Source organism: Methylomicrobium album BG8 (genome assembly GCF_000214275.2).
Classification (GTDB): domain Bacteria; phylum Pseudomonadota; class Gammaproteobacteria; order Methylococcales; family Methylomonadaceae; genus Methylomicrobium; species Methylomicrobium agile.
In genome coordinates this window covers 1,370,054-1,385,055 of the sequence record NZ_CM001475.1, presented here as the reverse complement: position 1 = coordinate 1,385,055, position 15,002 = coordinate 1,370,054, and the positions used below count along the sequence as shown (strand labels likewise).

General features: G+C 58.2%; 8 protein-coding genes and 1 pseudogene. 5 read left to right on the top strand and 4 right to left on the bottom strand.

Annotated elements, in window-relative coordinates; genetic code table 11:
- Positions 1-4 precede the first annotated feature (4 nt).
- A pseudogene (locus METAL_RS22095) lies at positions 5-336 on the bottom strand (IS701 family transposase); the annotation flags it as partial.
- A 929-nt stretch (positions 337-1,265) separates the two neighbouring features.
- Here METAL_RS22095 and METAL_RS06070 point away from each other — a divergent pair.
- The 3 genes from METAL_RS06070 to METAL_RS06060 all read left to right on the top strand — a co-directional run bounded on the left by METAL_RS06070 (position 1,266) and on the right by METAL_RS06060 (position 5,430).
- Positions 1,266-2,795, top strand: a complete 1,530-nt coding sequence (locus tag METAL_RS06070) for a LamG domain-containing protein (RefSeq protein WP_005370609.1) — start codon at positions 1,266-1,268, stop codon at positions 2,793-2,795.
- Positions 2,796-3,395: 600 nt separating this feature from the next.
- Positions 3,396-4,250, top strand: coding sequence for a 5-bromo-4-chloroindolyl phosphate hydrolysis family protein (locus METAL_RS06065; protein WP_245549478.1), 855 nt, complete (start codon positions 3,396-3,398; stop codon positions 4,248-4,250).
- Positions 4,251-4,275: 25 nt separating this feature from the next.
- On the top strand, positions 4,276-5,430 hold the full coding sequence (locus tag METAL_RS06060) for a toxic anion resistance protein (protein ID WP_005370604.1): 1,155 nt from the start codon (positions 4,276-4,278) through the stop codon (positions 5,428-5,430).
- 70 nt (positions 5,431-5,500) lie between these two features.
- Here the strand turns inward: METAL_RS06060 and METAL_RS06055 are convergent, their stop codons facing one another.
- Positions 5,501-5,815, bottom strand: a complete 315-nt coding sequence (locus METAL_RS06055) for an endonuclease domain-containing protein (protein WP_245549477.1) — start codon at positions 5,813-5,815, stop codon at positions 5,501-5,503.
- A gap of 28 nt (positions 5,816-5,843) precedes the next feature.
- Complete coding sequence (locus METAL_RS20535; RefSeq protein ID WP_005370600.1) at positions 5,844-6,065, bottom strand: hypothetical protein; 222 nt, start codon at positions 6,063-6,065, stop codon at positions 5,844-5,846.
- 437 nt (positions 6,066-6,502) lie between these two features.
- Between METAL_RS20535 and METAL_RS06050 the strand changes: the two genes are divergently transcribed.
- Both METAL_RS06050 and METAL_RS06045 read left to right on the top strand, forming a co-directional pair.
- The gene (locus METAL_RS06050) at positions 6,503-7,459 is read left to right on the top strand and encodes an IS5 family transposase (RefSeq protein WP_005369880.1); all 957 of its coding nucleotides are present in this window, start codon (positions 6,503-6,505) and stop codon (positions 7,457-7,459) included.
- A 450-nt stretch (positions 7,460-7,909) separates the two neighbouring features.
- Positions 7,910-10,486 (top strand): chemotaxis protein CheW, encoded by a 2,577-nt coding sequence (locus METAL_RS06045; protein WP_005370598.1) that lies wholly within the window; start codon positions 7,910-7,912, stop codon positions 10,484-10,486.
- 268 nt (positions 10,487-10,754) lie between these two features.
- Here METAL_RS06045 and METAL_RS06040 read toward each other — a convergent pair whose 3' ends face one another.
- A complete protein-coding gene (locus METAL_RS06040; RefSeq protein ID WP_005370596.1) occupies positions 10,755-14,939 on the bottom strand; it encodes a sulfite reductase subunit alpha in 4,185 nt (1,394 codons plus the stop codon).
- Positions 14,940-15,002: the final 63 nt, after the last annotated feature.

Genomic DNA, 15,002 nt, shown 5'->3' with positions numbered 1-15,002 from the left:
GGAATATTTCGCTGGTCCGTTTCTCCCGCCGCGTCTGAATGTCCCAAAACCGATAGGGCTTGCGAACCCGTTCGAAGGCGGCCGGAATCGATACGCCGCCGCTGTGATACAGCGCATTGAGTAGGTTGATTCCCCGTACCGGACGCCCTTGGCAAGGATCATAATGCCAACACATCACTTCGTTTCCGTCCAGGCTTTCCCTTGGATTGTGGCGCCGAAAATCAATACCCCGTTTTCCCGCTCCGCTAAAAAGCGCGCCACTCGATCATGGCTCACTTCGCCATCCAGCATGGCCGACATCCCGGTGGCCGTTGCCGCTCCAAACGTACTGATCAGGTAAGCCGTGTATAGCTTTAATTCTGTTTTTTCATCTTCTTAGCATACAAGTTTAGGCCGGACTGCATAACGCCCGTTGTTACTATGAGTTTTCTGGAATAACAAGGGAATGTGGTATTGGATCATCCCCGAATGTAATAAAAAAGTAGATATGCAGGCCGATGTTATTTATCGGGAGATAATCTACTATTTCATGAAAAATATCTATAGTAGATAAGCGTGTGTTAAGAATTGTAGATTATGATCTTCGGCATCAGGTTGTAATGCAGGAGAATATTTGCAACCCAGCCTTTTGAAGCCAGCAGCCGGTGCCTTGTGTTGTATGGAAAACCATATAGATTATAAAAAATTAAACCATATACCCATCTTATAAAGATCTAAAAACTCTTCCTATTTATAAGGATCGCTGAATCGCCGGATTGAAAGCCGCCGCGGCTAAATTCAAAATTTCCGCAAGGCAGATTCGCCTGAAAAACGGCAAGACTGCCCCTAGGGATTTGGCTTCAAATCACTTGCCGGCCCAAGACCTGGCAGGTCTACCACCCCTACTAGGAAGTTAATATCGGCCAGATCCTAAAGGCGGTAATCCAAGATTTCCAGCCTGATTGGCTATTTTCCCGAGACCCTGAGGGGCTGCGGATTGAACGGCCGCGTTTACCCCGAAAGGAACTCTTCGAACCTAATTTTCAATTAGGAGGAGAATGTTTTACTCGAATATTCAAGATAATCAAACCGAAAGTTTGACCTCGCCTATAACCTATTGATTTTATCCGTGACGGTTTTATCGCGGCCTTTTTAAGGCCCTGGGCCCGCCTTTGGCTAAAAATTCATCAATCTACGCCCGGCTTATACGATAAGCCGGGCATTCACCATTAGTTATAACAATGAATACTTCTTTTATAACGGTACTTTCCGCGCGCGGACTTTTTATGCGCCATTTCTTACGGATACTCGCACCGCTTTCATTCAGCGGCAATTTATTCGCCGCCACCGTCAACCTTGCCTGGGATCCCAGCGAATCTCCCGCTGTGGAAGGTTATAAGGTTGCTTACGGGACCGGCAGCGGCAACTATACTTCGACGGTCGATGCCGGCAACAAGACCTCGCTCTCGGTTTCGGGGCTGAACGCAGGAACGCGCTATTTTTTTGCGGTAAAGGCCTATGATTCGGCCGGAACCACCGAAAGTGCTTATTCCAATGAACTCACGCTTGCAACGCCCGCTCCTCAGGCACTGCCAGCCGGGCCGGATCCTGGGGATGCGCCCGCTCCGGATGCAAAATCCGATGGAGAAACTTCGGGCGGAACTCAAGGCGGAGCATCTGGCGGAGCGACCGCCGGGCCTCTCGCCGATGCCGAAGGCGATGGACTCATGGCCGCTTTTGGTTTCGAGGAAGACAGCGGCAAGACCGTAGTGGACGCTTCGGGCAACGGCAACCATGGCACGATCAAGGGTGCCGTCCGAACTGACGACGGCCGCCATGGAAAAGCGTTGATGTTCGATGGCGTCAATGACTGGGTCACCGTCAAACATGACGCCTCTCTGGATATGTCAAACGGCCTGACGCTGGAAGCCTGGGTGTATCCGTTGTCGCAGTCCAAGGGCAACAACGCGGTCATATTGAAGCAGGCGCCCAGGGGTGAAGCCTATGCCCTTTACGCCGAAGAGGAGGACGATCTGCCTGCCTCTTATCTCAACGACGGCGATTACCATAGGGTCGCCGGCGCCAACCGCCTGCCAGCAGACACATGGAGCCATCTCGTCGCGACCTATGACGGCGCTAATCAGCGCTTGTACGTGAACGGCGTCGAAGTTGCCCAGAGCCCGCAGACCGCGATGATCCGGCAATCCAAAGGAAAGCTCCGGATCGGCGGCAACAGCCTGGGCAATGAATATTTCCACGGCTACATCGACGAGGTGCGTATTTATAACCGGGCCCTGACGCCGGACGAAGTCGTCGCCAACCGGGATACTGCGGTCGATACTTCGAATCCTCCGCAATTTGTGATGGGAGACAATACCCTGCAACCTTGGGTCGATTACCGTTCGCAGGGCACCGCCAAAGCGTTCCGGACCGTACCCGCCGAATCCGGCATCCTCACGCAAATCTGGGTGTATCTCGACGCCGGTTCGACCGCAACGAGGTTGAGCGCCGCAATCTATAAGGATCGGTCGAGGCATCCCGGGACCCGTATGGCCCAGGGCAAATTGAGCCACCTCACGGCCGGCGCCTGGAACGCGATACCGGTTTCCGCCGTGTCGGTAACCGCGGGCCGTCCGTACTGGATTGCACTGCTCGGAACGGAAGGGCAAGTGGCTTTCCGGGATCAGACGGGCGCTTCGACCGGCCTGATGGAAACCAGCGCCTCTAATAAAGAGCTGAAGAAATTGCCTTATAAATGGAAAGGTTCGGCAACGGAACAGAATGCGTCCATGTCTGTCTACGGCAAGGGGTATTGACCGGACGGCGGTCTGAGCGGACGGGGTTTGCGGCCCCGTCTGCCGTTTAGTTAATGGCCGGTGGATAAGCGAAGCGCATCCACCAGATGGCCTGATGCCTTTCCGGACGTGCCGGACCCGCGAAGGCGCCCCAGCACGGACGGGATAGCCCGCCCCGCATCAGGCTGGCGTGCGCTCCGGACTTGAATATCCGGAACCGGCGTTAGAGCGTTTTCGTTCGGCTGTCCGGCCTGTGGAGCAAGGGCGAATGATTCGCCCGTTTCCGCGCTTTGAAAGCGAATGAATTCCCACACCCCCTATGAAAACGCGCTCAAAATTTAAAACCGATTTTCCGGCAGAAATCGAAACTCAGAGCACAGCGCTTGGTCATACAGTGGTCGCTACGGTGCTTTTCACTTGTTAGGCCGTTGCAAATACCGGAGACCCACTCACCGCTGACCGGAGTTATAAAACAATGCCCGGATTACTACGCAACCTGCTCGGCTTTATCATTTTGGTGGCAACGATCGGTCTTGCGACCTGCCAAGCGATGGTGAGGGCTGAGCCGTCCGTTCCGATTGCCGCATTCAAAGATTATCCTTCTCGCGGCCAACAGGCAAAATGATGAATCCCTCCGGCAAAACCCGGCGCTTTATCGAGGATCTGCTGCAGCGTTATTCTCCGCGCGGCTTGCTGCTCTATTTTCTGCCGATGGCATTGATTCCGGCGACGTTTATCGCGTTGGCAAAAGGCCATGTGCTGAATGTTTTAATCGATGCGGCCGGTTTCGCGTTGTATATGCTGGCTGCCGTGTGTTTGCGCCAAGGACTGCAGGCGGAATATGTTTACCATAAAAGCCGTATCGCCGGCCCGCCCAATCCGCCGTTGAAAACGATCGCCGCAGCGATTGCGGCGCTGGCGACCGGCATGGTCGCCTGGTTGGGCGCGGGACATTCGCTGCCGGCGGGGATGCTGTTCGCCAGCGGCGCGTTTCTGGGCATGTATTTGCGTTACGGCTTCGACCCGCGCGTGGAAAAGCGGAAAATCACGGCGGCCTACGGCTATTCCGGGGATGAAATCCGGCAGGCACTCGAAGACTCGTCGCGCGTCATCCGCGGTATCGAGCAGGCCAACGCCCGGATACGCAATGCCGAATTGAACCGGCGGATCGAACGGATCTGCGATATCGCCGATGATATTCTGGCGGATATCGCGGCCGACCCGCGCAATTTCCGAAGGGCGCGGAAATTTCTGAACGTCTACCTCGAAGGCGCCCGCCAAGTGAGCGAAGGTTATGCGGAAACCCACCGGCAGACCTCATCCGAAGCACTGGAACAGAATTTCCGCAACGTGCTGGAAACCATCGAATCGACCTTTCAGGAGCAGCATCAAAAACTGATGGAAGAAGACGCGTTCGATTTGGACGTCAAAATCGAAGTCTTGAATACGCAGATGAAACGGGAAGGGATCCGCTAATGACCTCATTTTCGGAGTATGGCTTATGAATAACCCCCAGGCTTCCGCGGCAAACGAATCAACAAGCGGCACCTCCGGAAGCGCCGCGTTCGACGAAATCGTGCCCGGCGTGACGGCCGAACCGGCGCCGCTTGCAAAGGCGCCGCCGGAGAAGCGGCAGCGCGTCAGGCAGTTGTTGAACGAAATCGAGGTCGGCAATACGAATTCGATCCTTTTCTTCGGCAGCAAGGCGCAGGAACAGTTGACGACGATTTCCGACCGGATGCTGGACGGCGTCAGGAACAAGGACACCGGGCCGGCCGGCGAAGACCTGAACGAAATGGTCGCGGCGCTGCGCGGCTTCGAGGTCGACAATCTGGACCCGAACAAGAAACAGGGAATTTTCGACAAGCTGCTGGGCCGGGCCAAACCGGTCGTCAAATTCCTGCAGCAATACGAAGAAGTGCGCAAGCAGATCGACAGGATCACCGACCGGCTGGAGCGGCACAAAACCGCCTTGCTGACCGACATCGTTTCGCTGGACAAACTCTATCGGGCCAATCTGGACTACTTTAACACGCTGGAGGATTACATTGCCGCCGGCGAAGAAAAACTGCGCCAGCTGGACGAGGGCGTGATTCCGGAACAGGCCAAAAAAGCCGAAAGCAGCGAACAGGTGATCGCCGCCCAAGCCCTGCGCGACCTGCGCGCGGCCCGCGACGATCTGGAGCGGCGCGTGCACGACCTGCGCCTGACCCGGCAGGTCGCGATGCAAAGTCTGCCCGGCATCCGCCTGGTGCAGGAAAACGACAAGGGCCTGGTCAACAAGATCAATTCGACGATCGTGAATACGGTGCCGCTCTGGCGCCAGCAACTGGCGACCGCGGTGACCCTCTACCGTTCCGCCGAGGCGGCCGAAACGGTCAAGGCCGCGGCCGACCTGACCAACGAACTGCTGGCCGCGAACGCCGAAAGCCTGAAGCAGGCGAACGCCGAAACCCGCAGGCAGCTGGAACGCGGCGTGTTCGATATCGAAACGGTCAGGAAAGCCAATCAGGCGCTGATCGCGACGATCGAGGAAAGCCTGCAGATCGCGGACCAGGGCAAAAAAATGCGCCGCGAAGCGGTCGCGCAGTTGGAGCAGTGCGAAGCCGACCTGCGCAAGACGCTGGCCGCGGCGTCGGCCGGGGAAGACGGTTAAAGGTTGTTACGCAGTGAAAGCCGCCTGATAAAATCCCCCCTGCCCCTTAAAAAGAGGAGCCTGGGGGGATTTAAAAATGCCCTACCCCCTTCAGAACTTCCCGAAAAACAACCTCCATCACCCCTTCAATATTTTTTAGCACCTCAACGTTCGTAAACCGCAGCACCGCCAATCCCTGGTTCTGCAGATACAGCGTCCGCTGCTGATCATAATACTGTTGCTCCGGTTCAAAATGCTGCCCGCCGTCCAACTCGATCACCAATTTCGCTTGGGGAGCGTAAAAATCCACAATGTAACCGCCTATCGGCTTCTGCCGATAAAACTGCACGCCCGAAATTTGTTTGCGCCGTACGCGCGACCACAGTATTTTCTCGGCATCGGTCATGTTGCTGCGCAAGCTGCGGGCTTTGAATTTAAGGTTCAGGTTGTAAGTCAGCATTGGAAATCCCCCCTGGCCCCCCTTTTTCAAAGGGGGGTATGGTTTTGGTTTTGGTTTTGGTTTTGGTTTTGGTTTTGGTTTTGGTTTTGGTTTTGGTTTTGGTTTTGGTTTTGGTTTTGGTCTTTACCGAAACTGACCCCTTTCTCGTTTTCAAAAGGAGTCTTGTCCCGGTCGTTATAAAGTTACCAATACCCATTTCTTTTCCCTTTTTTCGAAAAAGATATTGCCCTCATTAGTTGAAGTTAACAAGAACACTTTCGCTCTTTCTTCATTAAAGCGGAATATCGTCGTATGAATTTACCACTCCTGCGCTTTCCCCCGTTTGAAAAAGACACTTCTTCAATATCAACGCCAAAAACTTCAATGCACTGCCGCTTCCCCCCTTTGAAAAAGGGGGGTTAGGGGGGATTTTCAAAAACAAACCGCATCGAAATCATTTCGGAGTAGTTAAGGAAACCCTGAAGAAATCGCCTGTCCATAGTCTATCAATTCGCCACACGCTAATCGTCATCTTTATTCATCTGTATAGCACTTTTCGCGAAAGCGATAACAAGCTCTCTTAAGGAAACTCTGAATAAGTCCTACGCCTGGGATAAAATATCCGCAGCTTGCCATTTTCGATAGGTGCCCGCCATGAAGCAACTCGGACTCAGTGCCCCGCTGTTCGTGAAGAAACCGAAACAGACTCGGCGGCAGCAATTTCTCCAAGAGATGGAGCAGGTAGTGCCTTGGAGTTTGTGGGCGAGCCGGATAGCGCCGCACTACCCGACAGCGGGCCGAGGCCGCCGCCCCTTTCCCTTGGCGACGATGTTGCGCATTCACCTGATGCAGCAGTGGTTCGGCTATTCCGATCCGGCGATGGAGGAAGTATTGCACGACATGCCGCTGCTGCGCGAGTTTGCCGGGCTCGATGCGGGCGAGGACGCCCTGCCGGATGAAACCACGATCCTCAAGTTCCGGCATCTGCTGGAACGCCATCAGTTAGCACAAACCCTATTTGATGAAACGGCGGCGCTGTTGGCCGAAAAAGGCCTGTTGCTACGGCAAGGCACGATCGTCGATGCGACATTAATCGCTGCCCCGCCGTCCACCAAGAACCGGGCGCGCAAACGGGATGCCGAGATGAGTTCGACCAAGAAAGGGAACAATTACCACTTTGGGATGAAGGCGCACATTGGGGTCGATGCCGAGTCGGGGTTGGTGCATACTGTGGAGATGACCACCGCCAAGGTGGCGGATGGGGTCATGACGGAGGCGTTGCTGCACGGCGAGGAACGGGTCGTGCTGGGCGATCGGGCCTATACCCGCAAGGACCGGAATCTAGCGGCGGATCGCCTGGAAGGCGAGCCGGTTTGGGCCTTTCCGTTCAAGCGGGGGAAGGGTGAAGAGTTGCCGGTAGAGCAAGCCCTTCACAACCACATGCTGGCGCCGTTACGCGCCATGGTCGAACATCCGTTCCGGATCGTCAAGCGCCAGTTCGGCTATACCAAAGTGCGTTACCGGGGGCTGTTCAAGAATGCCCAACAACTCTACTTGCTGTTTGCCCTGGGCAATCTTTATCACGTTCGGCAGGCGCTGCAGCCGACCTAGGGAGACCTTTGTCCTTCGCCCTGGAAAACCGAGAACACTGAGTGAAATCACCCCGATAGCGGGCGCTGCCGGGAAGGATTTGCCCATTTTCGGCGAGGTGCCACGGATGTCGCACGGTGTCGCTTATAAAAACCACTTATTCAGAGCTTCCTTAAAGCCCTTCTTCCGATAAAGCGACTGGGCTAACGCATTGTTCTTGTCCGCCCAAACCATAATCCTCTTGCCCCCGCCCTGAACAGCAAAGCTAATCGAGGCATCCGGACCACTTTTCCAATCAATCGCACTAACATTGTGCACTGTATATGCACCACATTTGTGCGCATTGCTTAAATTGCTTCATCCCGGTACGGCAGCTCCAGTTTTTCCGACCACATATCGAAGATGGTGCAAAAATTGCTTGAAATCTGGGTATTTTTTCTCATCCCTATTTTAAGCGGAAGGACAAATAAAATGCTGTCAGAGGTTGAGCGTTTCGAAACATTTTCTCCTTATATCCGGAGTGTGGCCCAATGCAAGGAAATCCTCCGGGAACTGAACGGCACCTGGGGGCTGATTTCGTCGATCGCCGAAATCAGCTGTCCCAAAGAAGCCGCCTCCATCCTGCCCGCGATGGAGGCGACCAAGCAGGGTTTCGGCGATCTGGAAAAGAAACTGACCCACCAACTGGTTTCCGAGGAAATCAACAAGACCTGCCTCGAACTCAATTCCAAGGCGCAAGTCTCGATCGACATTCTGGTGCGGAACCTGTACGAGCGCACCGCGGACATCGGTTTCCTGGCCACCAACGCCGATATCTGCGATTTCGTGCTGAACGCCGTCAAAGGCGAAGATGCCGACACCGGCTCGATCAACCGCTTGCTGGACGAATACGGCTCGAAATATACCGTCTACGACGACATCATCGTCCTGGATACGCAGGGCCGCATTCTGGCCAGGCTCGACCGTGAAGCGGCTCCCGTCGAGCAGGCCGTTTCCGACCCGCTCGTCCACCGGACGCTGAATTCGACCGCAGACTATGTCGAAACTTTCGGAAAGACCGGCCTGCGTCCCGACACAGACCGCGTGCTGATTTATTCGAAACGCATCGCCGACCCGGCCAACGGCGCCGTGCTCGGCATCTTGTGCCTGTCGTTCCGCTTCGATAACGAGATGGAAGGCATTTTTCGCAGCCTACAGAAAAAAGGCGACAAGGCGGTCATTTTGCTGCTGAACGCCGACTCCAAAGTCATCGCCACCAGCGATTTCGACCATGTGCCGATCGGCCGCCCCATCGAAGCCGTGCCGGAAGGCCGCGAGTTCGGCATCATCGACTTCGCCGGACGGGAATACCTGTCGGTGACGCACCGGGGCCGTCCCTACCAAAGTTATGCCGGCCAGGAATGGTACGGGCACGCCATGATTCCGCTGCAATCGGCCTTCGGCGCATCCGCCGCCGACAAGGAGATCAACGCGGAAATCCTCCGTCACGGCGACGCCTTGTCCACCGAGCTGTCCAGCCTGATCGCCGGCGCCGCCGAAGGCATCAACCAATTCCTGCACCGCGTCATCTGGAACGGCCAGATCATGGCCGCCAACGAACATGGCCATCTTCTGTCGCTAAAGGCGATCCTGCGCCAGATTCGTTCGATGGGCGCCCGCACGGCCCAGGCGCTGGCCGATTCGAGCAGCAAATTGCACATCACGATGATCACCGCCGAACTGCGCAATGCCGAATCCATCGCAAGGTTGATGATCGACATCATGGATAGGAACCTTTACGAACGCAGCAACGACTGCCGCTGGTGGGCCCTGACTTCGGAAATCCGCCGCCTGCTGTCCGAAGGCCGCCTAGGCGACAAAGACAAGCGGAAAATGACCGATATTCTGATTTACATCAACAAACTGTACACGGTCTACACACGCCTTTTCATCTACGACATCAAGGGGATGATCGTCGCCGAATCCAATCTCCATCACGATCCCGTGGAGGCGGTGGACAGGCCCGTCAATGCCGCCTATGCGCAAGAGACGTTTTATTTGCGCTCGCCGCAGGAATACCGGGTATCGCCGTTCGAAGAAACCTGGCTGTACGGCGACGAACCGACCTATGTCTATAACGCGGCCATCCGCCATTTCGACGATCCGAACAAGATCGTCGGCGGTATCGGGATCGTTTTCGATTCGGCCCGCGAATTCAAGCAGATGCTGGAAGACTGCTTGCCCGAAAAACCCGGTGTTTTCGGTTTGTTCGTGGAGCGGCCCGGCGGGCGCATCCTCGCCTCGACCGGAGCGTCTCCCTATCAAAACGGCGAAACGCTCGAAATCCTCCAGGAGTTTTCCGAACTGCAAACGGGCTCCGGCAAGTCCAGAATCGTGCTGCACGACAAGAAATACTATGCCGTCGGCTGTTACTCGTCGCGCGGCTACCGCGAATTCAAAACCACGGGAGACTACCGAAACGATGTGGCCGCCTTCGTCTTTATCCCCATCGGCGAAGAAAAAATCGAAGCGGCCGTTACCGATCAGCGCGAAGTCATTATCTACCCGCAAGAGCCGGTCATCGGCGAAACCGTGGATCTGGCGACGTTTTATATCGGAAGCAAGGTCTATGCCTTCCGTGCCTCGGATGTGCTGGAAGCCGTCGAAGCCACACGGATCAATCGCCTGCCCGGCGTAGAACACTATATCGTCGGCAGCATCCTGTATTACGATAACCTGGGCGAAGGAGGCAACGACAAATTTCCGATCATCGTGGTGGACGGCAAAATTCTGACCGGGACGCCGCCGACCGATCCGGAAAATCCGGAAAACATCAAAGGCATCATCGTCGTAGTCCGGACCGCAACCGGCGTCATCGGCCTATTGGTCGACGATATCGATGCGATCCCCACCTTTGAAAAGCGGCAAATCCAGCCTGTCGACGAACTATTGCGCGGCGACGGCGGCTACGTGAAATCGCTGGTCAACCTCTGCGACCACAACGCGTCCGGGCAGATGCTGGTCGTTCTGGATCAAAACCTGATTCTGTCCTCGGTTCGGAAACGGTAGCGGATTGAAATGAAATGTTTGTTGGGTAAACCTGGGCTGTAAGGCGGAACGCGCCAGCGGTTCCGCCATAAGAAGGGTTTCAGTATCAACGGCCATTGAGCATCGCGACGAAGACGACGCTCTCACGGCGGTGGAAACACAGGGCCGGGCGGATTCGCCGTCAGGCAATCCGCCTCCGCTTTGAAGGCTATTGGCGTTTTGCTGCCGCGAAAACACCCTACAGCTCTGGGCAAATCCCATCCCGCATCCGGACTCCTGGCCGCCCGCGTCAATAGACATCCCTCAGATAGCGTTTATCCTGCCCCATCCGTCCGACATAGGCGGCGGCGTGTTCGGCGCTCATCGCGCCGTGCTCCTGCACGATTTGCCTGAGCGCCGCGTCGACGTCCTTCGCCATCCGGGCGGCATCGCCGCAGACATAGAAATGCGCGCCGTCTTCCAGCCAGGCCCACAGCTCGGCGCCGTGTTCGAGCATCCGGTGCTGCACGTAGATTTTTTCGGCCTGGTCGCGCGAGAAAGCGGTATCCAGCCGATGCAGATAGCCGTCCTTTTGCATTCCCGTCAGTTCGTCGCGGTAGTAAAAGTCGGTTGCGGCGTGCTGCTCGCCGAAGATCAGCCAGTTTTTGCCTTTCGCGCAGACGGCCCGGCGCTCCTGCAGGAACGCCCGAAACGGCGCGACGCCGGTGCCGGGGCCGACCATGATCATCGGCGTCTCGGAATGTTTGGGCGGACGGAAGTGCGCCGATTTCTGGAGGAAGATCGGCACTTCGGCACCGGCCGCCCGGTCGGCGAGAAAGGTCGAACAGACGCCGCCGCGCGCTTTGCCGCCGGAGGCATAACGCACCGCCGCCACGGTCAGATGCACCTGCAGCGGGTCGACCTTCGGGCTCGAAGCGATCGAATACAAGCGCGGCTGCAGCCGCTTGAGCACGCCCAGCCATTCGCCGGCCGCCGCCCGGTTCGGAAATTCATGCAGGACGTCGACGATCTGCCGGCCCCACAGCCATTCTTTCAACCGGGTCTTGTTTTCCTCTTTCAGGAGTTCCGCGAGCGCGCCGCTGCCCGAGCGTTCGGCGACGAAACGCAACAAGTCCGGCGTAATCCGGGCAATCTCGTAATGGCGGAGCAGCGCCTCGCCAAGCGGCAATGCTTCCCCGTCCACAACGACCGGCTCCACAGGCGAAAGCTGGAGCGCCGCCAACATCTCAGCGGCCAGGTCGGGACAGTTGCCCGGCCAGACGCCCAGCGCATCGCCGGCTTCGTAGGTAAAGCCGCTGCCGGTCAGATCGAAAGCGAACTGCCGCGTTTCCTTCACGGAGCCGGGCGCATTGAGCAAGCGGTTCAATACGAGGCGGCTGCGCAGCGGGCGGTTCCGATCGTATGCGGGTACCGCAACCGGAGACAGGGCCGCCTCCTCGTCGTCCTCGCCGGCGCCTGCCGGCACCGGAATCTTCCGAGTGGCTTGCCGGACCGGCGCGGCGGTTCCGGCCAGCGCCTGGGCGACCGCCGCGAGCCAGGCTTCGGCCGGGATCTGGAATTCCGGTTCGCAATCCGTGCGCGGAGCCAGCCGCTGCGCACCCAGCGCCTCCAGGCGCGCGTCGAGCTTGCGGCCGAAGCCGCAGAACTGGTCGTAACTGGAATCGCCGAACGCCAGCACCGAAAATTGCAATTGTTCCAACCGGGGTGCGTCGCCGGCCTCCAGCGTCGACCAGAACGCGCCGCCGTTGTCCGGCGGATCGCCGTCGCCGAAGGTACTCGCCAACAGCAATAGACGCGACACGCCGGTCAGGTCGGCCGCCTTGCAAGCGTCCATGTCGGCAAGCCGAACGTCATACCCTTCGGCGGTGAGCCGCTCGGCACAGCGGCCGGCGAAACCTTCCGCGTTGCCGGTCTGCGAAGCCCATAAAATCGTCAACGGCGGCTTGGCGGGCGCCGGCGTTTCCACAGCGGCCGGCGCCGGCATCGCAGACGGGCCCACGGCGCGCGCGAACAGGCCGGCCAGCACGCCGTCCAACAGCAGCCGCTTGCCGTCGTCGAGCGGCGCGCCGGACGGCAACACCGGAACGCCGGTTGCTTGAGAAGCCGAAGCGCCGCAGCGCAAGCCGGTCAAATAGCCTTGTAGATAGCGCTGTTCCTGCGCATCCAATACGATGGCAGGCACGGCGTCGAGGCCGAGGAATTTAGCGAGAGCATCGATCTGTTGCATGTTCGGTTCCGTGTGAAGTGGAGTCGATGCGCCGGCATTGGCGCGGACGGGAACGCCGTTGTTCCCGCTGACGGTCGAATGAGAAAAAGGCGTATCGGCGACGCGCGTCAGGACCACCGCGCAAAATTTGAATTCGGGCTGCTGCGACAACGGATCGATCGCATCGCTGGTCACCGCGTTGATCGCCAGGTCTTCCCCGAATACGTCGTTCCAATGGAAAGGCGCGAAGCAGTTGCCCGGCCGCACCCGGTCCGTGACCACGGCCGGCAGCACCGCGCGGCCGCGCCGGGAACGGATCTCGACCCGGTCCTTGTCGCGCACGCCGAGCGCGGCGGCGTCTTCGGGATGGATTTCGACGAACGGTCCCGGATTCAGTTTGTTCAGCGTCGGGATTTTGCCGGTCTTGGTCAGGGTATGCCATTGATGCTGCAAGCGGCCGGTATTCAGCACGAACGGAAAATTGCGGTCCGGCAGTTCCGCCGGCGCCATATACGGGCGGGGCAAAAATACGCCCTTGCCGCTTTCGGTCGGAAAGACGAACTTGGGCCTATCGCCGTCCGGGTGTGTTTTGAGCGTCTGGCTGACGCCGTCGTTCAGATAGCGGATCGGATGCCGGTCGGCCGCGTCGTCCGGCGGGCAAGGCCATTGCAGCGGCGTTTCGCGCAAGCGTTCGTAACTGGCGCCGCGGATGTCGTAGCCGGTTTTCGGATTCCAGGCGCGCTTGATTTCTTCGAACACCTCGGCTGCGGAGGCGTAAGCGAAGGCTTCCGCATAGCCCATCTCGCTCGCGACGCGGGCAATGATTTGCCAATCGGGCAGCGCCTCGCCGGGCGGCTCGACGGCCTTTCGCATCAGCGTCATGTTGCGCTCGGAATTGATCATCACGCCTTCGGCCTCGGCCCACAACGCGCCGGGCAGCAGGATGTCCGCATAGCGGTTGGTTTCGGTGTCGAGAAAGGCGTCCTGAGTGATCACCAGCTCGGCCGCGCGCAGGCCGGCAATCACGTTGTCGCGGTTCGGCACCGTGGCGACCGGATTCGTGCAGATGATCCAGCACGCTTTGATGCGTCCTTCCCGCATCGCCTCGAACATCGCCACGGTGCCGTCACCCGGATCACTGCGCAGCGTGCCGGAAGGGATACCCCACAAGCCTTCGACGAACACACGGTCCTTTTCGACCAGCGCCGAACGCTGGCCCGGCAGGCCCGGCCCCATGTAGCCCATCTCGCGCCCACCCATCGCATTGGGTTGCCCGGTCAGCGAAAACGGGCCGCTGCCGGGCCGGCAGATCGCCCCGGTCGCCAGATGCAGGTTGCAGATCGCGTTGGTGTGCCAGGTGCCGTGCGTGCTTTGATTGAGCCCCATCGTCCAGCAGCTCATCCATTCGCCCGCGGCGCCGATCCATTCGGCGGCCTTGCGGATGTCGGCTTCATCCAGGCCGGTAATCTCCGCGACCTTCGCGGGCGGATAGTCTTCCAGAAAAGCCGGCATCGCCTCCCAGCCTTCGGTGAAGCGGGCGATGAAATCCGCGTCGGCCCGGCCGTTTTTGACGAGCAGATGCAACAAGCCGTTCAGCAGCGCCAGGTCGGTGCCGGGTTTGATCTGCAAGAACAAGCCGGCCTTGTCGGCGGTCGCGTTGCGGCGCGGATCGACCACAATCAGTTTGGCGCCGGCCTTGACCCGGTCCATCAGCCTGAGGAACAGGATCGGATGACAGTCGGCCATGTTCGCGCCGATCACGAAGAACAGGTCGGCGCGGTCGAAATCCTGGTAGGAGCCCGGCGGCCCGTCCGCGCCCAGCGACAGTTTGTAGCCGCTGCCGGCGCTGGCCATGCACAAACGCGAGTTCGATTCGATATTGTTGGTGCCGACGAAACCCTTGGCCAGCTTGTTGGCGAGGTATTGCGCTTCCAGCGACATCTGGCCGGACACGTAGAACGACAGCGCGTCCGGCCCGTGCGCGTCGAGGATCGCGCGCAAGCGGCGCGCGGTTTCGCGAATCGCGTGATCGACCGCGACGCGGGCCGGTTCCTGCCGGCGTTCGTCGCGCAGGTAGGCATGCTCCAGACGGCCGGATTCGGCGATGGCCTGAATACAGGTATTGCCTTTGGTGCAAAGCCGGCCGAAATTGCTCGGATGCCGCTTGTCGCCGGCCACTTTGACCACTTTACCGTCCCGGACGTCCATCACGATACCGCAGCCTACGCCGCAATAAGGGCAAACGCTTTTGATCTGGCTTGTCGTCATAAAAAGGGGCGTTCCGCTGTGGATTACGTTATACTTTGAAATATATCGAAGATTATCAAGCAA

What these genes read in the sequence shown, in the direction of transcription:
- METAL_RS06070 (WP_005370609.1), top strand. Translation starts at nt 1,266, where the DNA reads ATGCGCCATTTCTTACGGATACTCGCACCGCTTTCATTCAGCGGCAAT.
- METAL_RS06065 (WP_245549478.1), top strand. Translation starts at nt 3,396, where the DNA reads ATGATGAATCCCTCCGGCAAAACCCGGCGCTTTATCGAGGATCTGCTG.
- METAL_RS06060 (WP_005370604.1), top strand. Translation starts at nt 4,276, where the DNA reads ATGAATAACCCCCAGGCTTCCGCGGCAAACGAATCAACAAGCGGCACC.
- METAL_RS06055 (WP_245549477.1), bottom strand. Translation starts at nt 5,815, where the DNA reads ATGACCGATGCCGAGAAAATACTGTGGTCGCGCGTACGGCGCAAACAA.
- METAL_RS20535 (WP_005370600.1), bottom strand. Translation starts at nt 6,065, where the DNA reads ATGGGTATTGGTAACTTTATAACGACCGGGACAAGACTCCTTTTGAAA.
- METAL_RS06050 (WP_005369880.1), top strand. Translation starts at nt 6,503, where the DNA reads ATGAAGCAACTCGGACTCAGTGCCCCGCTGTTCGTGAAGAAACCGAAA.
- METAL_RS06045 (WP_005370598.1), top strand. Translation starts at nt 7,910, where the DNA reads ATGCTGTCAGAGGTTGAGCGTTTCGAAACATTTTCTCCTTATATCCGG.
- METAL_RS06040 (WP_005370596.1), bottom strand. Translation starts at nt 14,939, where the DNA reads ATGACGACAAGCCAGATCAAAAGCGTTTGCCCTTATTGCGGCGTAGGC.